The 18,693-nt window shown below is 72.7% G+C and carries 21 protein-coding genes; 20 read left to right on the top strand and 1 reads right to left on the bottom strand.

Annotated elements, in window-relative coordinates:
* Positions 1–32 precede the first annotated feature (32 nt).
* The 18 genes from rpmE to BMW62_RS00020 all read left to right on the top strand — a co-directional run bounded on the left by rpmE (position 33) and on the right by BMW62_RS00020 (position 16,219).
* On the top strand, positions 33–266 hold the full coding sequence (gene rpmE, locus BMW62_RS00110) for a 50S ribosomal protein L31 (protein ID WP_091928817.1): 234 nt from the start codon (positions 33–35) through the stop codon (positions 264–266).
* 108 nt (positions 267–374) lie between these two features.
* The gene (gene prfA, locus BMW62_RS00105; RefSeq protein WP_091928816.1) at positions 375–1,454 is read left to right on the top strand and encodes a peptide chain release factor 1; all 1,080 of its coding nucleotides are present in this window, start codon (positions 375–377) and stop codon (positions 1,452–1,454) included.
* Entirely contained in the window at positions 1,451–2,308 is an 858-nt protein-coding gene (prmC, locus tag BMW62_RS00100) for a peptide chain release factor N(5)-glutamine methyltransferase (RefSeq protein ID WP_091929132.1), read from the top strand. Before prfA ends, prmC begins: the two co-directional genes overlap by 4 nt.
* A gap of 91 nt (positions 2,309–2,399) precedes the next feature.
* Positions 2,400–3,863 (top strand): protein kinase domain-containing protein, encoded by a 1,464-nt coding sequence (locus BMW62_RS00095; RefSeq protein WP_091928815.1) that lies wholly within the window; start codon positions 2,400–2,402, stop codon positions 3,861–3,863.
* A 46-nt stretch (positions 3,864–3,909) separates the two neighbouring features.
* A complete protein-coding gene (locus tag BMW62_RS00090; protein WP_211434909.1) occupies positions 3,910–4,551 on the top strand; it encodes an L-threonylcarbamoyladenylate synthase in 642 nt (213 codons plus the stop codon).
* A 175-nt stretch (positions 4,552–4,726) separates the two neighbouring features.
* Positions 4,727–6,031 (top strand): serine hydroxymethyltransferase, encoded by a 1,305-nt coding sequence (glyA, locus tag BMW62_RS00085; RefSeq protein WP_091929131.1) that lies wholly within the window; start codon positions 4,727–4,729, stop codon positions 6,029–6,031.
* A gap of 4 nt (positions 6,032–6,035) precedes the next feature.
* Positions 6,036–7,271: a glycosyltransferase family 4 protein gene (locus BMW62_RS00080; protein WP_091928813.1), complete on the top strand. Its 1,236-nt coding sequence runs from the start codon at positions 6,036–6,038 to the stop codon at positions 7,269–7,271.
* A gap of 58 nt (positions 7,272–7,329) precedes the next feature.
* Positions 7,330–7,776 (top strand): hypothetical protein, encoded by a 447-nt coding sequence (locus tag BMW62_RS00075; RefSeq protein ID WP_139206146.1) that lies wholly within the window; start codon positions 7,330–7,332, stop codon positions 7,774–7,776.
* The gene (locus BMW62_RS00070) at positions 7,773–8,018 is read left to right on the top strand and encodes a hypothetical protein (protein WP_091928811.1); all 246 of its coding nucleotides are present in this window, start codon (positions 7,773–7,775) and stop codon (positions 8,016–8,018) included. Before BMW62_RS00075 ends, BMW62_RS00070 begins: the two co-directional genes overlap by 4 nt.
* Positions 8,019–8,101: 83 nt before the next feature.
* Complete coding sequence (gene atpB / locus BMW62_RS00065; RefSeq protein WP_211434908.1) at positions 8,102–8,884, top strand: F0F1 ATP synthase subunit A; 783 nt, start codon at positions 8,102–8,104, stop codon at positions 8,882–8,884.
* Positions 8,885–8,970: 86 nt separating this feature from the next.
* On the top strand, positions 8,971–9,177 hold the full coding sequence (locus tag BMW62_RS00060) for an ATP synthase F0 subunit C (protein WP_091928810.1): 207 nt from the start codon (positions 8,971–8,973) through the stop codon (positions 9,175–9,177).
* Between the two features lie 25 nt (positions 9,178–9,202).
* Positions 9,203–9,820 carry a F0F1 ATP synthase subunit B gene (locus BMW62_RS00055; protein ID WP_091929129.1) on the top strand — a complete coding sequence of 206 codons (618 nt, stop codon included), beginning with the start codon at positions 9,203–9,205 and terminating at the stop codon, positions 9,818–9,820.
* Positions 9,820–10,692, top strand: coding sequence for a F0F1 ATP synthase subunit delta (locus BMW62_RS00050; RefSeq protein WP_091928809.1), 873 nt, complete (start codon positions 9,820–9,822; stop codon positions 10,690–10,692). Before BMW62_RS00055 ends, BMW62_RS00050 begins: the two co-directional genes overlap by 1 nt.
* A gap of 49 nt (positions 10,693–10,741) precedes the next feature.
* On the top strand, positions 10,742–12,379 hold the full coding sequence (gene atpA / locus BMW62_RS00045) for a F0F1 ATP synthase subunit alpha (protein ID WP_091928808.1): 1,638 nt from the start codon (positions 10,742–10,744) through the stop codon (positions 12,377–12,379).
* Between the two features lie 4 nt (positions 12,380–12,383).
* Entirely contained in the window at positions 12,384–13,355 is a 972-nt protein-coding gene (locus BMW62_RS00040) for a F0F1 ATP synthase subunit gamma (protein ID WP_091928807.1), read from the top strand.
* A 48-nt stretch (positions 13,356–13,403) separates the two neighbouring features.
* Complete coding sequence (atpD, locus tag BMW62_RS00035) at positions 13,404–14,846, top strand: F0F1 ATP synthase subunit beta (RefSeq protein WP_091928806.1); 1,443 nt, start codon at positions 13,404–13,406, stop codon at positions 14,844–14,846.
* A gap of 560 nt (positions 14,847–15,406) precedes the next feature.
* A complete protein-coding gene (locus tag BMW62_RS00025) occupies positions 15,407–15,796 on the top strand; it encodes a F0F1 ATP synthase subunit epsilon (RefSeq protein ID WP_091928804.1) in 390 nt (129 codons plus the stop codon).
* Positions 15,797–15,817: 21 nt separating this feature from the next.
* Complete coding sequence (locus BMW62_RS00020) at positions 15,818–16,219, top strand: DUF2550 domain-containing protein (protein WP_091928803.1); 402 nt, start codon at positions 15,818–15,820, stop codon at positions 16,217–16,219.
* Positions 16,220–16,271: 52 nt separating this feature from the next.
* Here the strand turns inward: BMW62_RS00020 and BMW62_RS00015 are convergent, their stop codons facing one another.
* Positions 16,272–16,883 carry a cob(I)yrinic acid a,c-diamide adenosyltransferase gene (locus tag BMW62_RS00015; protein ID WP_091928802.1) on the bottom strand — a complete coding sequence of 204 codons (612 nt, stop codon included), beginning with the start codon at positions 16,881–16,883 and terminating at the stop codon, positions 16,272–16,274.
* 234 nt (positions 16,884–17,117) lie between these two features.
* Between BMW62_RS00015 and murA the strand changes: the two genes are divergently transcribed.
* Positions 17,118–18,398 carry a UDP-N-acetylglucosamine 1-carboxyvinyltransferase gene (gene murA, locus BMW62_RS00010; RefSeq protein WP_091928801.1) on the top strand — a complete coding sequence of 427 codons (1,281 nt, stop codon included), beginning with the start codon at positions 17,118–17,120 and terminating at the stop codon, positions 18,396–18,398.
* A 46-nt stretch (positions 18,399–18,444) separates the two neighbouring features.
* A partial coding sequence (locus BMW62_RS00005) for a transposase (protein WP_244523744.1) occupies positions 18,445–18,693 on the top strand: 249 nt, incomplete at its 3' end.

Genomic DNA, 18,693 nt, shown 5'->3' with positions numbered 1-18,693 from the left:
ACGACCCAGACTTCGTAGAAGAGGCAGCAGCCATGAAGCCCGACATCCACCCGGCCTACAACGTCACCGCCGTGACCTGCGGCTGCGGCAACACCTTCACGACCCGCAGCACCTCCCCGACCGGTCAGCTGACCGTCGAGACCTGCTCCGCCTGCCACCCCTTCTACACCGGCAAGCAGCGCATCCTCGACACCGGCGGCCGCGTCGCCCGCTTCGAGAAGCGGTTCGGCAAGCGCAGCGCCGGCGCCTCGACCGACGCCCAGTAGCACCCCCGACGGCGCCCGTCCCACCTCTGCGGTGGGGCGGGCGCCGTCGTCATGTCCGGCCCGCGCCCGATCCCCGCACGTCCCGCACCCCGAGAGGCAGCACCAGCGATGAGCAGCACCGAGACGTCGGCGCCCGACCGGCTGGCCGGGTTGCTCGCCGAGCACGCCCGCCTGGAGCAGGAGCTGGCCGACCCGGCGGTGCACGCCGACCAGGCCCGCGCCCGCCGGATGGGTCGCCGGTACGCCCAGCTGGCGCCGCTGGTGGAGACCGCCCGCGGGCTGGACCAGGCCCGCGACGACCTCAGCGCCGCCCGCGAGCTGGCCGCCGAGGACCCGTCGTTCGCGGCCGAGGCGACGGCGCTCGCGCAGCAGATCGCCGAGCTCACCGGCCGGCTGCGCGAGCAGCTGCTGCCCAAGGACCCGGACGACGACAAGGACGTCATCCTCGAGATCAAGGCCGGCGAGGGCGGTGCCGAGTCGGCGCTGTTCGCCGGCGACCTGCTGCGCATGTACCTGCGGTACGCCGAGCGACGGGGGTGGGCCACCGAGGTCCTGGACGCCGTCGACGCCGAGCTCGGCGGCTACAAGGACGTCGCGATCGCGGTGAAGTCGCGCACCGACGAGGGCATCTGGTCGCGGCTGAAGTTCGAGGGCGGCGTGCACCGGGTCCAGCGCGTGCCCGCGACGGAGAGCCAGGGCCGCATCCACACGTCGGCTGCCGGCGTCCTGGTGCTGCCCGAGGCCGAGGAGGTCGACGTCAGCGTCGACCCGAACGACCTGCGCATCGACGTCTTCCGCTCCTCGGGCCCCGGCGGGCAGAGCGTGAACACCACCGACTCGGCCGTGCGGATCACCCACCTGCCCAGCGGCATCGTGGTCAGCTCGCAGAACGAGAAGAGCCAGCTGCAGAACCGCGAGTCCGCGTTGCGCGTGCTCCGGTCCCGCCTGCTGGCCGCCGCGCGCGAGGAGGCCGCCGCCACGGCGAGCGACCAGCGCCGCAGCCAGGTCCGCACCGTCGATCGCAGCGAGCGGGTGCGCACGTACAACTTCCCGGAGAACCGGATCTCCGACCACCGCGTCGGCTACAAGTCGCACAACCTCGACCAGGTGCTCGACGGCGACCTCGACGGCGTGATCGACGCGCTGGTCGGCGCGCACACCGCCGAGCTGCTGGCGGCCGGCTCCTGAACGCGCGGCCCCTGCTGAGCGGGGCGGTCGCCCGCCTCGCCGAGGCCGGCGTCGAGAGCCCGCGGGTGGACGCCGAGCTGCTGCTGGGCCACGTCCTGGGCGTCCCGCGCACCCGGCTGCTCACGCTGGACGCCGTGGACGACGCGGCCGCCGCCCGGTTCGAGGAGCTGGTGGCCCAGCGCGCCGACCGGGTGCCGCTGCAGCACCTCACCGGCCGGGCGCCGTTCCGCCACCTGGAGCTCGCGGTCGGTCCCGGCGTGTTCGTGCCCCGGCCGGAGACCGAGCTGCTGGTGAGCTGGGCCCTGGAGCGGTTGTCCGGGGTCGCGGCCCCCGTCGTCGTCGACCTCGGGGCCGGATCCGGGGCGATCGCGCTCTCGCTGGCGCACGAGCGCCCCGGCGCGCGGGTGACGGCGGTGGAGCGCGACCCCGGCGCGATCGCGTGGACGCGGCACAACGCCGGTGCGCGCTCGGCAGCGGGGGACACCCCGGTCGACGTCCTCGCCGGTGACATGACCGACCCGGGCCTGCTGCGCGACCTGGACGGGAGCGTCGACCTCGTGGTCAGCAACCCGCCCTACGTGCCCGACGGCGCCCGGGTGCCGCGCGAGGTCGCCGACCACGATCCGCCGCTCGCCCTCTGGGGTGGTCCCGACGGGCTGGACGTCGTGCGCGGGCTGCTGGCCACCGCGGCGCGGCTGCTGCGACCCGGTGGGTGGCTGGGCGTCGAGCACGCCGACCAGCAGGGCGGGTCGCTGCCCGCCGTCGTCCGCGCCCACGGCGGATTCGCCGACGTCGACGACCACCACGACCTGGCCGGCCGCCCGCGGTACACCACCGCGCGCCGCGCCGGCTGAGCCGGCACCCGGACGGGTGCTTTCCGAGGATCTGCCGATTACCCGCAGGGGTGCGGTGGCACGGGGGAACGGACGACAGGGGGCGAGCGCGATGGGGCCACCGGCCGAGGTGCTGGCGAACCGCTACCGGCTGACGTCGTTGATCGCCGGCGGAGGGATGGGCCAGGTCTGGCGGGGGCACGACACGCTCCTCGACCGGCCGGTCGCGGTCAAGGTGCTGCGCGACCAGTTCGCGGCGGACGCGGTGTTCCGCACCCGCTTCCGGGCGGAGGCGCAGCACGCCGCCCTCCTCACGCACCCGCACATCGTCGCGGTCTTCGACTACGGCGAGGTGCCGGCCGGGCCCGGTGCCGCGCCGCTGGCCTACCTGGTGATGGAGCTCGTCGAGGGGGAGTCCCTCGCGGACGTGCTCGCACGGGAGCGGCGCCTGACGCCGGCGCGAGTCGTCGACGTCGTCCGGCAGGCGGCCGCCGGGCTCGCCGCCGCGCACGCCGCCGGGGTCGTGCACCGTGACATCAAGCCCGCGAACCTGCTGGTCACGCCGCAGGGGACGGTGAAGCTCACCGACTTCGGCATCGCGCGGTCCGCGGCCAGCGCCGCGGTGACCGGCACCGGCCAGATCATCGGCACGGCGCACTACTTCTCGCCCGAGCAGGCGGCGGGCGGGCAGGCGACCCCGGCCAGCGACGTCTACGCGCTCGGCGCGGTCGCCTACGAGTGCCTCACGGGGCGGCGTCCGTTCGAGGCCGAGAGCCCCGTCCAGATCGCCGTCATGCACATCCGCGACGAGCCGGTGCCCCTGCCGGCGTCCGTCCCGCCCGAGGTGCGGGCGCTGGTGGTGCGGGCCATGGCGAAGGACCCGGCGGCCCGCTTCCCCGACGGGCACGCTCTCCACGAGGCCGCCGCGCGTTCGGCCGCGGGGATGCCCACCGCGCCGGGGAGGCCGGGGGCCACCGCGGTGCTCCCCGTCCCCGGTCCGGGCACCAGGCCCCTGCCTGCTGTGGCGGCGTCCCCGTCCGGTCGCCGGCGCCCGCGAGCACGGGGACTCGTCCCCGTGCTCGCGGGCATGGCCGCCGTCCTGCTCGCGGTGGTGCTGGCGGTGTTCCTCCTGCCGGGCGGGTCGGACCGCCCCTCCGGCGGGACCGCACCGACGGGGACGGCACCCGCGGGCATCGACGTGGTGGCCGCGGACCACCTCGGCCGCCCCGTGCGGGACGTGCAGGCGGACCTGATCGGCCGCGGGCTCCGGGTGGAGGTCGTGCCGGTCGAGGTCGCGGACGTGCCGGCCGGTGCGGTGACGGCGGTGGAGCCGGTGGGGACGCTGGCCCCCGGGGACCTGGTGCGGCTGTCCTACGCGGTGCCGCCCGTGGCGGTGCCTGCCCCCGTCGACCAGGGCGGCGGCGAGGACGAGGAGTCGGAGGAGCGGGAGGAGAAGAGGAAGGACGAGGAGAAGAGGCGGGAGGAGGAGCAGAAGGAGCGGGAGGCGCAGCAGAAGGAGGCCGAGCAGCAGAGGGACGACGAGGAGGACGAGGGGGACGACGAGGACGGCGGCTGACGCCGGCGCGTCGCGCGCACCCACCTCGATGACAGACTCGGCATTCGTGTCCGACTTCTACGACTGCTCCGACCCCGAGGCGCGCGCCGCCGGCCTGGACGCCGCGGCGGCGGCGATCGGGCGGGGCGAGCTGGTGCTGCTCCCGACCGACACCGTGTACGGCGTGGCCGCCGATGCCTTCTCGCCCGCGGCGGTGCGCCGGCTGCTGGAGGCCAAGAACCGCGGCCGGGCGATGCCGGTCCCGGTGCTCGTCGGCGAGGCCTCCACGCTGGCCGGGCTGGTGCTGCAGACCCCCGCGGTCGCCACGCGGCTCGCCCAGGAGTTCTGGCCCGGCGGTCTCACCCTCGTCGTCGAGCACGCCCCGTCGCTGGCGTGGGACCTGGGTGACGCCCAGGGCACGGTGGCCGTCCGGCTCCCCGACGACGGGCTCACCCGCGATCTGCTGCGGCGCACCGGGCCGCTCGCGGTGTCCAGCGCCAACCGCTCCGGGCGGCCGGCGGCGACCACCGCGGAGCAGGCCGTGCAGCAGCTCGGTCTGCACGCCGCCGTCGTGCTCGACGGCGGGCCGCGCACCAGCTCGGGGGCGAGCACGATCGTCGACTGCACCGGTCCGGCACCCCGGGTGCTGCGGGTCGGTGCCGTGCCGGTCGAGCGGCTGCGCGAGGTCGTCCCCGAGCTCAGCGACTGAGGAGGCCCCCAGGACGACCCGTCCGCCCCACCGCTCGCACGCCCGGGACAGGGCCTCGCGTCCACCGTGGCCGGTGCGCTCCCTCGTCTGCGCCCCCGAGGGGGATACCGTGGACCAGCCGCTGCCGCGCCCGGGCGTCGCGGTCCGCATCCGACTCGTCTGGAGTGCGCCTGAGATGAGCACCCCCTACTGGGGACCGGACTTCGAGGCCCTCGCCGCCGTCGATCCCGACATCGCCGGTGTGGTCACCGGAGAGCTGGAGCGCCTCCGCGGCGGGCTGCAGCTGATCGCCAGCGAGAACTTCACCAGCCCCGCCGTCCTGGCGGCGCTGGGCAGCACGCTGTCCAACAAGTACGCCGAGGGCTACCCGGGACGGCGGTACTACGGCGGCTGCGAGGTCGTCGACCGCGCCGAGGAGATCGGCATCGAACGGGCCAAGGAGCTCTTCGGCGCCGAGCACGCCAACCTGCAGCCGCACTCCGGGGCGAACGCCAACCTGGCCGCGTACGGTGCGTTCCTCTCGCCGGGGGACACCTTCCTGGGCATGGCGCTGCCGCACGGCGGCCACCTGACGCACGGCACGAAGGTCAGCTTCAGCGGCAAGTGGTTCCGCGCCGTGCAGTACGGCGTCGACCCGCGCACCGAGCACATCGACTACGACCAGGTGCGCGACCTGGCCCGCGAGCACCGCCCGAAGCTGATCGTCGCCGGCGGCTCGGCCATCCCGCGGCTCATCGACTTCGCCGCCTTCCGGCAGATCGCCGACGAGGTCGGCGCGATCTTCATGGTCGACGCCGCGCACTTCATCGGCCTCGTCGCCGGGAAGGCGATCCCCAGCCCGGTGCCCCACGCCGACGTCGTCACCTTCACCACGCACAAGGTGCTGCGCGGCCCGCGCGGTGGCGCCATCGTCTGCCGGGCCGAGCACGCCACGGCGATCGACAAGGCCGCCTTCCCGATGATGCAGGGCGGCCCGCTCATGCACGCCGTCGCCGCCAAGGCGGTGAACTTCAAGGAGTGCCTGCACCCCGGGTACCAGGCCTACGCCCGCCAGGTGGTCGCCAACGCGCAGGCGCTGACCGAGGGGCTGGCCGCCGAGGGGCTCCGGCCGGTCGCCGGCGGCACGGACACCCACCTGGCCCTGCTCGACCTGCGGGGGACGGGCGTGACCGGTGCCGACGCCGAGAAGCGGTGCGACGCCGCAGGCATCGTGCTCAACAAGAACGCGATCCCGTTCGACCCGCAGCCGGCCTCCGTGGCCTCCGGCATCCGGGTCGGCAGCCCCGCCGTCACCACCCAGGGCATGACGGAGCCGGAGATGAAGTCGATCGCCTCCCTGATCGGTGCCGCCATTCGCGACGCCGACGGCAGCCGCACCGCCGAGGTCGCCGCGGGCGTCCGCGAGCTCGTCGGCGCCCACCCTGCCTACCCCCACCCGACCCGACCGACCGCGCACCCCGAGCCGGCGCGGACCACCTGAGCCCGTGCGCGAGTACGTCGTCGTCCTGCTCACCGCGGCGCTGGTCACCTTCCTGGCCACGCCGGTGGTGCGGATGATGGCGATCCGGCTGCGGATGATGGCCGCCCCTCGCGAGCGGGACGTGCACGTCATCCCCACCCCGCGGGGTGGGGGCGTGGCCATGTACCTCGGCGTGGTGGCCGCGGTCCTGGTGGCCTCCCGGCTACCCGCGCTGCAGCGGACGTTCGACGACACCCAGGTCTACGCGGTCCTCGTCGCCGGTGGGCTCATCTGCCTGCTGGGGGTGCTCGACGACAAGTGGGGCCTGGACGCACTGACGAAACTCACCGGGCAGATCGCCGCGGCCGGCGTCATGGTGCTGCTCGGCGTCCAGTTGGCGTTCCTGTTCCTGCCGTTCGCCGACATCGGCACGCTGATCCTCGGCCCGGACGTCGGCGTGCCGCTGACCATCCTGCTGACCGTGTTCGCGGTCAACGCGCTGAACTTCATCGACGGCCTCGACGGCCTGGCCGCGGGCGTCTCGGCGATCGCCGCCCTGGCCTTCTTCGCGTACAGCTTCCACCTGGGGCTGACCGGCTACGTGGAGACCGCCAGCGCCCCGGCGCTGATCACCGCGGTGCTCGCCGGGGCCTGCCTGGGATTCCTGCCGCACAATTTCAGTCCGGCGCGGATCTTCATGGGCGACTCGGGCTCGATGCTCGTCGGGCTCATGCTCTCGGCCGCGGCGGTGACCGCCACCGGGGGGGTGGACGCGCAGACCTTCGACTCGGCGGCCAGCCTGCTGCCGCTGACCCTGCCGCTGCTCGTGCCGATCGCGATCCTCTTCATCCCCTTCATCGACCTGCTGCTGGCGGTGGTCCGGCGCACGCGGAAGGGGCAGTCGCCCTTCTCACCGGACAAGATGCACCTGCACCACCGGCTGCTGTCCATCGGCCACTCGCACAAGCGCGCGGTGCTGGTCATGTACTTCTGGGCCGCGCTGCTCTCGTTCGGCGCGGTCGGGATGTCGATCACCGGAGGCCGGGTCGAGCTCGTCGTGGCCGTCGCGGTCCTGCTGGTCGTCGGCGTGGTCGTGGTGCTCAGCCCGCGGGCCCGCCGGGCCGCCCGGGAGGCCCGCGCCGCGGAGCTGGAGGCGCAGCGCCGGCGCAGCCGGGCCGACCACCCCACGGCGCGGGCGCACCGCGCCGGCAGCCAGGAGCCGGCGCCCCCGGCCGCCGGGGCGGAGCGGGTCCCGCTCTGAGTGCGGACGCGGCCCCGTACCCGGTAGGGCGGCGGGGTCCCTCCAGGTACCGTGAGGCGTGCTTTCGCAAGGTGAACCGGCCACGAGACCCGATCCCTACGCCGCCATGCTCCGCGGTGGGCTGGTCCCCGCGGCCGTCGTCGGGGTCGTCGCGTTCGCCGTCTTCCTGGCGGTCGACGGCGCGCTCGGTGCCGCGGGCAGCGCCCTCGCCATCGCCGTCGTCCTGGTGAGCACCGTCTCCACCCTGGTGCTCCTGCGCCGGATGGCCGGCCTCGACCCGCGCGTGGTCTTCATGGGCGCTCTCGTCGGCTACTTCTTCAAGGTGATGCTGCTCGGGGTCTTCCTCGTGCTGTTCCGCAACGCGGAGTGGCTCTCACCGATCGCGTTCGCCGTCACCGCGATCGTCGTGTCGCTGGCCGGGACCATCGGCGAGGTCGTCGCCTTCACCCGGGTGAAGACCTACATCTACGACGAGCCGGGGGCGGCGTCCGGGGCGGCGCGTTGACCGAGCCCGGCGGGACCGAGCGGCCGGCGCCGGTCCACCACCAGATGGTCGCGGGTGCCCACCTGCGCGAGGCGTGGGACGCGCTGGGCATGCTGCTGTCCGGCGTGCTGGTCTTCGGGCTGCCCGCGTGGTGGCTCAGCGAGGCGCTCGACCAGGTGTGGGTGCTGCCCGTGGCCCTCGTCCTGGGGATGGCCGCTTCGATCTCCGCGATCTGGGTCCGCTACGCTCACCACGGCCCGTGAGGCGTGCCACGCCGCAGATGCGGAGGGCAGCCCTCCGGGCCGCAGTACGAAACCACCCAGAAGTTCGTGACGGAGGCTGAGTAGTGACGACCGTGGTCTCGGCCGCCGAGGAGTTCGTACCGCCGAGTGCGCCGGATTTCTGGCAGCCGCTCGTCGGCGACGGCGCCTTCGCCATCACGCGTTCGATGATCGTGATGGTGCTGGTGACCATCGGCCTCGCGGTCGTCATGATGCTCGCCACGCGCCGCCTCTCGGTGGTCCCGGGGCGCGGGCAGTACCGGCTCGAGGGCGTGTACGGCCTCGTCCGCAACTCGATCGGCCGGGACATCATCGGCTCGGACCACTTCCGGCCCTACGTCCCGCTGCTGTTCACCCTGTTCACGCTCATCCTGCTGAACAACCTGATGGCCATCATCCCGGTCGTCCAGTTCCCCACCACGAGCCGGATCAGCTTCCCCATCGCGTTCGCGCTCGGGGTCTACGTGGTCTACCTGGTCGCCGGCGTCCGCCGTCGCGGGCTGGGGGGCTTCCTCAAGAATCTGGTGCCGAGCGGGCTGCCCTTCTGGGTCGTGCCGGTCGTGTTCATCCTGGAGCTGGTGACGTTCCTGATCACCCGCCCGGTGACGCTTGCGCTGCGGCTCTTCGGCAACATGTTCGCCGGCCACATCCTGCTCCTGCTGTTCGCGGTGGGCGGGGAGTTCCTGCTGCTGAACGGCGACGGGCTCCTGAAGCTGGTGTCCATCCCGGCCTTCTTCATGTTCTTCCTCTTCAGCGCGTTCGAGATCCTGATCGCATTCCTGCAGGCCTACGTCTTCATCCTGCTGGCCTCTGTGTACATCGCAGAGGTCTACGCGGACGACCACTGACGTCCGCGGAGTCACCGCCCCCGAGTTGCACCACCCATGTGCGCCACCCGGCAGCACAGACCGACTGAGAGGAACGGACACACCCAATGGAAGGCAACCTTGCGATCATCGGCTACGGCCTGTCGGCCATCGGGCCGGGCGTGGGCATCGGCCTGATCTTCGCTGCCTACGTGGCCGGCGTCGCCCGTCAGCCCGAGGTCCGCGGTGTGCTGCAGACCATCGCCATCCTGGGCTTCGTGCTCTGCGAGCAGCTCGCCATCTTCGGCATCGCCCTGGCCTTCGTCTTCAGCTGACCGAGGACCGGAAGGAGAACACGTGATGGGCGCGATCGACAACGCGGCCGATGTCCTGGCCGCCGAGAGCGGTGAAGGCGGCTTCTGGGAGGACGCCTACCCGGTCATCCCGCACCCGGGTGAGCTGATCGTCGGCATCATCTCCTTCGCCATCCTGTACTTCCTGTACAAGCGCTTCGTGGTGCCGCGGCTCGAGGCCATGCTGGCCGAGCGCCAGCGCACCATCGAGGGCGGCATCGAGCGCGCCGAGGCCATGCAGGCCGAGGCGAAGGCGGCGCTCGAGCAGTACCGCGCACAGCTGGCCGAGGCCCGCAACGAGGCCGCGCAGATCCGCGACCAGGCCCGGGCCGAGGGCCAGCAGATCCTCGAGGAGCTGCGGGTCCAGGCGCAGGAGGAGTCGGCGCGGATCGTCGCCCGCGGCGAGGAGCAGATCGCTGCTGCCCGCCAGCAGGTGATCAACGAGCTGCGCGGGCAGGTCGGTGGCCTCGCCGTCGAGCTCGCCGGGCGAGTCGTCGGGGAGTCCCTCGCCGACGAGGCGCGCCGGCAGGGCACGGTGGACCGCTTCCTCGACCAGCTCGACGAGCTGGCCGCCGGTACCCCCGACGGCCGGAGCGGCAGCACCGTCTCCGGAGGCACCCGCTGATGGACGCCTCGAGCCGCGCGGCGCTGCTCGCCGCCCGGGAGCGGCTGGACGCGCTGACCCGTGACCCCTCGGGGTTCCTCGGGAAGGCCAAGGACCGGCTGACCGGCCAGGCCCGCGCCACCGCCGCCGAGGACCAGCTCGCGCTGGCCGAGGAGCTGTTCGCGGTGGCGCGGCTGCTGGATGCCCAGCCCTCGCTGCGCCGGGCGCTCACCGACCCCTCGGGCAAGCCCGAGGAGCGGGCGGCGCTGGCGCAGCGGCTGTTCGGCAGCCGTCTGTCCCCGGTCGCGCTCGACGTCGTCGAGTTCAGCGTCCGGCAGCGCTGGTCGCGGCCGTTCGACCTCATCGAGGCCGCGACGACCCTGGCCACCGAGGCGGCTCTCGACGCGGCGGGTGCCCGCGGCGAGCTGGACGGCGTCGAGGACGAGCTGTTCCGCTTCGGCCGGATCATCGAGGGTGACCGGGAGCTGTCCCGCATCCTCAGCGACCGCAAGGCCCCGGCCGCGGGCAAGGCGGCGCTGCTCGACCAGCTGCTGTCCGGCCGGGTCAGCCCGGTGACCGAGCTCCTGCTGCGCAACGTGCTCACCACCTCGCACGCCGGCACGGCGGGGGTCGCGGTCGAGCGGCTCTCGGACGTCGCCAGCCGCCGCCGCGGCCGGTCCGTGGCCCGCGTGACGACGGCGGCCCCCTTGACCCCGGCCCAGGAACGGCGGCTGACCGACGTGCTGGGTCGCCTCTACGGGCGGACCATCGGGTTGCAGGTGACCGTCGACCCGACGGTGCTCGGCGGCCTCCTCGTGCAGGTGGGCGACGAGGTCATCGACGGCAGCATCGCCCATCGGCTGGAAGCCGCCCGACGGCAGCTCGCCGGCTGACCGCCCACCACCACAGATCACGACCCCGCAGGGAAGAGGACTCAGAGCCATGGCCGAGCTGACGATCTCCGCAGAAGAGATCCGCAGTGCCATCCAGAACTACGTCACCGAGTACTCGCCTGACGTGTCCCGCGAAGAGGTCGGGATCGTCACCGAGGCCGGCGACGGCATCGCCCGGGTCGAGGGCCTGCCCTCGGTCATGACCAACGAGCTGCTCGAGTTCGAGAGCGGCGTCCGCGGTCTGGCGCTGAACCTGGACGTCCGCGAGGTCGGTGTCGTCATCCTGGGTGACTTCTCCGGCATCGAGGAGGGCCAGCAGGTCCGCCGCACCGGCGAGGTGCTCTCGGTCCCCGTCGGCGACGGCTACCTCGGCCGCGTCGTGGACCCGCTGGGCAACGCGATCGACGGTGCCGGCCCCATCACCACCACCGGCCGGCGCGCCCTGGAGCTGCAGGCCCCCACCGTGGTGCAGCGCCAGTCGGTGCACGAGCCGATGCAGACCGGCATCAAGGCCATCGACGCCATGACGCCGATCGGCCGCGGCCAGCGCCAGCTGATCATCGGCGACCGCCAGACCGGCAAGACGGCGATCGCGATCGACACGATCATCAACCAGAAGCAGGCCTGGGCGACCGGCGACCCGTCGCAGCAGGTGCGCTGCATCTACGTCGCCGTCGGCCAGAAGGGCTCGACGATCGCCGCCATCCGGTCCGCCCTCGAGGACGCCGGCGCGATGGAGTACACGACGATCGTCGCCGCCCCGGCCTCCGAGGCCGCCGGCTTCAAGTACATCGCCCCCTACACCGGCTCGGCCATCGGCCAGCACTGGATGTACGAGGGCAAGCACGTCCTCATCGTGTTCGACGACCTGTCCAAGCAGGCCGAGGCCTACCGCGCCGTCTCGCTGCTGCTGCGCCGCCCGCCGGGCCGCGAGGCCTACCCGGGCGACGTCTTCTACCTCCACTCCCGCCTGCTGGAGCGCTGCGCGAAGCTCTCCGACGAGCTCGGCGCCGGGTCGATGACCGGGCTGCCGCTCATCGAGACCAAGGGCAACGACGTGTCGGCCTACATCCCGACCAACGTCATCTCGATCACCGACGGGCAGATCTTCCTCGAGACGGGTCTGTTCAACTCCGGTGTCCGCCCCGCCATCAACGTCGGCATCTCGGTGTCGCGCGTGGGTGGTTCGGCTCAGATCAAGGCGATGAAGTCGGTCGCCGGCCGCCTGCGCCTGGACCTGGCCCAGTACCGCGAGCTCGAGGCCTTCGCCTCGTTCTCCTCGGACCTGGACGCCTCCAGCCGCGCGACCCTGGAGCGCGGCCAGCGCCTGGTCGAGCTGCTGAAGCAGGGCCAGTACTCGCCGTACTCGGTGGAGCGCGAGGTCGTCTCGCTGTGGCTGGGCACCACCGGCAAGCTCGACGTCGTCCCGGTGAGCGACGTGCGGCGCTTCGAGTCGGAGTTCCTCGACTTCGTGTCCCGCAACAACGACGGCGTCTTCGACACCATCCGGACGTCGAAGAAGCTCGAGGACGACACGGTGCGGAACCTGGAGCAGGCGGTCGACGCCTTCTACGGCCAGTTCACCACCGGTGAGGGCGAGTCGCTCAGGGTGAACGAGCCCGAGGCCGAGGCCATGGACGCCTCGGAGCGGGGTCAGGAGCGCGTCCAGGTCAAGAAGAAGGCCTGACGCGATGGCAGCCTCTCTCCGCGCGCTGCGGCGCCGCATCCGCTCCACCCAGTCGACGAAGAAGATCTTCTCGGCCCAGGAGCTGATCGCCGGTGCCCGCATCGTGCGCGCCCAGGCCCGGGTGGAGGCGTCCAAGCCCTACGCCCGGGAGATCACCCGCGTCCTGTCGGCGCTGGCGTCCTCGGCGTCGCTGGACCACCCGCTGCTGACCGAGCCGGAGAACCCGCGCCGGGCGGCCGTCCTGGTGATCACCTCCGACCGCGGCTTCGCCGGCTCGTACAACGTCAACGTGCTGCGGCGGACCGAGGAGCTGCTCTCCCTGCTGCGGCAGGAGGGCAAGGAGCCGGTGCTCTACGTGGTCGGCCGGAAGGGGGAGACCTACTACTCCTTCCGCAATCGCGAGATGGCCGAGACCTTCACCGGGTTCTCCGAGCAGCCGAACTACTCCGACGCGCAGGCCGTGGGCGAGCAGCTGATCGCCGCCTTCACCGCCGGCCTGGATGACGAGGACGGCGGTGCGGGTGCCGACGGCATCCTCGGCGTCGACGAGCTGCACATCGTCTACACCGAGTTCCGGTCGCTGCTCTCGCAGGTCCCGGTCGCCAAGCGGATGGCTCCGCTGGAGGTCGAGGAGGTCGAGGAGTTCGACTACGAGCGGGAGGACCGGGAGCGGGAGAACGCCACCGCCGACGAGCTGCCGACGGCCTACGAGTTCGAGCCCTCGGCAGAGGGGCTGCTCGACGCGTTGCTGCCGAAGTACATCACCACGCGCATCTACGCGGCGATGCTCGAGGCGGCCGCCTCCGAGTCGGCCTCGCGCCGACGGGCGATGAAGTCGGCCTCCGACAACGCCGAGGAGCTGGCGAAGAATCTCTCCCGGCAGGCCAACCAGGCCCGCCAGGCGGAGATCACGCAGGAGATCAGCGAGATCGTCGGTGGTGCCGACGCGCTGGTCTCGGCCGGCTCGAACGACTGATCCACCGAACAGCAGACCACCGAGCCCCAGGGCAGGAGTGCAGTACAGATGACCGTCACCGAGGACCGTCCGACCACCTCGCAGACCACCGGCTCCGGCCGCGTCGTGCGGGTCACCGGGCCGGTCGTCGACGTCGAGTTCCCGCGCGACGCGATGCCCGACCTGTTCAACGCCCTGAAGGTCGATGTCACGCTGGCCGACCTCGGGAAGACCCTCACCCTCGAGGTGGCCCAGCACCTGGGTGAGAACGTCGTGCGCACCATCTCGATGGCGCCGACCGACGGCCTCGTCCGCGGCGCCGAGGTCACCGACACCGGTAACCCGATCATGGTGCCGGTCGGTGACGTGGTGACCGGGCACGTGTTCAACGCGCTGGGCGAGTGCCTGGATCAGCCCGGCTACGCCGAGGATGCGCTGCGCTGGTCGATCCACCGGCACGCGCCGCGGTTCGACCAGCTCGAGGGCCGCACCGAGATGCTCGAGACCGGCATCAAGGTCATCGACCTGCTGACCCCGTACGTGGCCGGCGGGAAGATCGGTCTGTTCGGCGGTGCCGGCGTCGGCAAGACCGTGCTGATCCAGGAGATGATCCGCCGCGTCGCCCAGGAGTTCGGCGGTGTGTCGGTGTTCGCCGGCGTGGGTGAGCGCACCCGCGAGGGCAACGACCTCATCACCGAGATGACCGAGTCCGGCGTCATCGAGTCCACCGCGCTCGTGTTCGGCCAGATGGACGAGCCGCCGGGCACCCGCCTGCGCGTCGCCCTCTCGGCGCTGACGATGGCCGAGTACTTCCGCGACGAGCAGAACCAGGACGTGCTGCTCTTCATCGACAACATCTTCCGGTTCACCCAGGCCGGGTCCGAGGTCTCGACGCTGCTGGGCCGCATGCCGTCGGCCGTGGGCTACCAGCCGACCCTGGCCGACGAGATGGGCGAGCTGCAGGAGCGGATCACCTCGACCCGTGGCCGCTCGATCACCTCGCTGCAGGCGATCTACGTGCCCGCCGACGACATCACCGACCCGGCGCCGCACACCACGTTCGCCCACCTCGACGCGACGACCGTGCTCTCGCGGCCGATCTCGGAGAAGGGCATCTACCCGGCCGTGGACCCGCTGGACTCCACCAGCCGGATCCTCGACCCGCAGTACGTGGGCCAGGAGCACTACGACATCGCCCAGCGCGTGAAGCAGGTGCTGCAGCGTTACCAGGAGCTGCAGGACATCATCGCGATCCTCGGTATCGACGAGCTGTCCGAAGAGGACAAGGTCACCGTGAACCGGGCCCGTCGCGTCGAGCGGTTCCTGTCGCAGAACATGTTCGTGGCCGAGGCCTTCACCGGCCAGCCGGGCTCGTTCGTCCCGCTCTCGGAGACCCTGCAGGCCTTCAAGGCGATCACCGAGGGCGAGTACGACAACGTCCCGGAGCAGGCCTTCTTCATGTGCGGTGGCCTCGAGGACCTCGAGAAGAACGCCTCGAAGCTCAAGAAGTAGAAGGACCCCCTCCTCCCCGCACCACGCTTCGCGAGGTGCGGGGCCCTGGAGGGGGCCGTTCCAGCACGTTCCGTCGGCCGGGTCTCCGAGAGGGGGCCCGGCCTTCGGCGTTCGCGGGGCGATCCGGTCGCCCGATGGGGTGAGATCCGGCCGCCGGGTCTGCGGGAGGGGCGCGGGCCTGCCGACCATCCCCGCAGGCGCACCCGGGAGACGGGTGCCGGCACGAGGGGCGACGTGGAACGGGACAGCGCGGTACCGCGGCCGGCGAGCCGTGCGGCGCTCGACTGGACCTGGCCGCCTTTCGCACCCGTGGACGTGCGCACCGCGGACTTCGACACCGAGCGCTGGGCGTCGTCCACCTGCGTCCGCCACCCGTGGGTGCGCGTCGGGCGCTGGACGCTGCTGTACCGCCGCGCCGACTGACGCAGGAACCCTGCCGTTCTCCACCTCGGCCGGGTCGAGGGGTTGTGCTCAGGGCGGGGTCGGCGGCCCCGGTGGATCGGGGCGATCGGCCCCGTGGATACAGTGAAGGCCCGTCCGCGTGGATCCCGAGGAGTGTCGTGGCGACCCTGCAGGTCGAGTTGGTGGCCGTCGAGCGCAAGATCTGGTCCGGCGAGGCCACGAGCGTCATCGCCCGCACCACGGAGGGCGAGCTCGGTGTGCTGCCCGGGCACACGCCGCTGCTGGGTCAGCTGGCCGACGGCGGCGTCGTGACCATCCACACCGAGTCCGGCGAGGACATGGTCTTCGCCGCCCACGGTGGTTTCCTCTCCGTCACCGAGCGGGGCGTCTCGATCCTCGCCGAGACGGCGGAGATCTCCTCGGAGATCGACGTCGAGCGCGCTCGCGAGGCCCTGCGCCGCGCCGAGAGCGAGGGCGACGACCCGGAGGCGGTCGCCGCCGCACGCCGCGCCCAGTCGCGGTTGAGGGCGGCCGGCGCGAGCGCCTGACCCGGCCGGCGAGCGCGCGGGATGACCACCGCCCTGTGGGTGCTGATCGGCGTCCTGCTGCTGCTCGTCATCGTGGTCTTCCTGCTGCGCCGCCGCTTCCTGCTGTCGGGGCTCGGCGCGGTGACGATGTGGCTGCGCCCTGAGGGCACGCCCCGCTGGTCGGTGGGCGTCGCCTGGTACGGCGGTGACGCCCTGCTCTGGTACCGGGCGCTCTCGCTGTCGGTCCGGCCGCAGCAGCGGCTCACCCGGGCCGGTTTCCGGGTGCTCGCCCAGCGGCCGGCGCACCGCGACGACCTGGCCCTTCCGGCCGACGTCCACGTGCTCCAGTGCAGCACCGCGCAGGGACGGCGCGAGCTGGCGATGGACCGCTCGACGGTGACCGGCTTCCTGTCCTGGCTGGAGTCGGCCCCGCCGGGCAGCTGACGACGGACCCCTCTTCCCTCCTCGCGCTCGGCCGGGCCCTGGAGGGGGCTGCCTACTCCTGCGGGGCTGCGGCCGCGCGCTGGGCGTGCACGCCGCTGTGCGCGCCGGGCTCCCAGAGGATGTCGCCGTCGGGGTTGGCCACCCGGCCCAGGATGAACACCAGGTCCGAGAGCCGGTTCAGGTAGCGCGCCGTCTCGGGGTTGGTGCGCTCGCCGTCGCTCTCCAGCAGGCCCCAGACGCTGCGCTCCGCCCGGCGCACGACCACCCGCACCTGGTGCAGCAGCGCGGCCAGCGGGGTGCCCCCGGGGAGGATGAAGCTGTCGAGCTTCGGCAGCGTCTCGTTGTAGGTGTCGCACGCCGCCTCGAGCCGTTCGGTGTACGCCGCCGTGACCCGCAGCGGCGGGTACTGCGGCTCCGCGACGATCGGCGTGCAGAGGTCGGCCCCCACGTCGAACAGGTCGTTCTGGATGCTGCGGAGGAGCTCCACCAGCGCCGGCTCGGGGGAGCCGAGCGCGATCGCCACCCCGATCGCGCTGTTGGCCTCGTCCACGTCGGCGTAGGCGACCAGCCGGGGATCGGTCTTGGCCACCCGGCTCATGTCGCCGAGGTGGGTCTGACCGGCGTCGCCGGTCTTCGTGTAGATGCGCGTGAGCCGGACGGTCATGCCCGCAGCCTAGTGAAAGGACCCCGCTGCCCCCCACCGCTCGCACGCTCGCGGCGGGCCCCTGCAGCGCGGCCGTTCCAGCCCGTCACCGGGTGCTCGGAGCGGGCCCCTGCAGGAGGGCCGTTCCAGCACGTCACCGCTCGCACGCTCGCGGCGGGCCCCTGCAGCGGGGCCGTTCCAGCACGTCACCGGGCGCGGCGGGACCCGGCAGTGGAACCACCGTAGGGTGGTCCGGTGGAGTGCTTCGAGGTGACCGGGGGAGCGAGGCTCGCGGGCCGGGTGCGGGTCACCGGCGCCAAGAACAGCGCGCTGAAGCTCATGGCGGCGACGCTGCTCGCGCCCGGGCGCTCGACCATCGACGAGGTCCCCGACATCCTCGACGTGGCGATCATGAGCGAGGTGCTGCGCCGGCTGGGCTGCGCCGTCTCCTACGAGCGCACCCCCGGCAGCGGGGGCGGTGGCCGGCTGACCATCGACGTCCCGGACGCCCCCTCGACCGAGACCGACTACGACCTGGTCCGCCGGATGCGCGCATCGATCAGCGTCCTGGGCCCGCTCGTCGCGCGCTGCGGCAGCGCCCGGGTGGCGTTGCCGGGTGGCGACGCCATCGGCTCCCGCGGGCTGGACATGCACATCTCCGGCCTGGAACGCCTCGGCGCGACCATCGTGAGCGAGCACGGCTTCCTGGTGGCGACCGCCCCGCGGCTGACCGGCACCTCGATCTGGCTGGACTTCCCCTCGGTCGGCGCCACGGAGAACCTGGTCATGGCGGCGGTGCTCGCCACCGGCACGACCGTGGTCGACAACGCCGCCCGCGAACCCGAGATCGTCGACCTCTGCCGGATGCTCGGTGAGATGGGGGCGCGCATCGACGGCGCCGGCACCTCCACGATCACCGTCGAGGGCGTCCAGTCGCTGCGGCCGGTCGAGTGCACGACGGTGCCCGACCGCATCGTCGCCGGAACCTGGGCGATCGGCGCGGTGATGACCCGCGGCGACGTCGTCATCGAGCGCGGCGTCGCCGAGCACCTCACCGTCGCCCTGGACAAGCTGACCGACGCCGGGGCCGTCGTCGAAGCGCTGCCCGACGGCATCCGGGTGGCGATGGAGGGACGGCCGCGTTGCGTCGACGTCGTCACCCTGCCGTTCCCGGGGTTCCCCACCGATCTGCAGCCGATGGCGGTGGCGCTGGCCGCCGTCTCCACCGGCACGGCCCTGATCACCGAGAACGTGTTCGAGGGCCGGTTCATGTTCGTCAACGAGCTGGTGCGGCTGGGCGCCGACGTCCGCATCGACGGGCACCACGCGGTCGTCCGCGGGCGCGAGCGGTTCTCCAGCGCCCCGGTGCTCGCGACCGACATCCGCGCCGGCGCCGGGCTGGTGCTGGCCGGCCTGTGCTCCGACGGCGTCACCGAGGTGCAGGACGTGCACCACGTCGACCGCGGTTACCCCGACTTCGTCGACCAGCTGACGGATCTGGGCGCGGTGGTGCGGCGCACCGAGCGGCCGGGCTAGGGCGTGTCTCCTAACCGTCGACGCTCGGGAGCGGCAGGCTGACGGGGTGTCTCGGATGGTGTCGCTGTCGGATGGGGCCTGGGCCCTGGTGGAGCCGTTGATGCCGGCGGCGTCGGGAAAGGGCGGCCGGCCGTTCGCCGATCACCGGCGCACGGTGGAGGGGATCATCTGGCGGTACCGGACAGGGACACCGTGGCGGGATCTGCCGGCGGAGTTCGGGCCATGGCAGACGGTGTGGAAGCGGCATCGCCGCTTCGCCGCTGACGGCACCTGGGACCGGGTGCATGCGGCCCTG

This window comes from Blastococcus sp. DSM 46786 (genome assembly GCF_900109665.1).
GTDB classification, from domain to species: Bacteria; Actinomycetota; Actinomycetes; order Mycobacteriales; family Geodermatophilaceae; genus Blastococcus; species Blastococcus carthaginiensis.
Note: the sequence above shows the minus strand (reverse complement) of the source record. Positions and strands in the feature narration are given on the sequence as shown.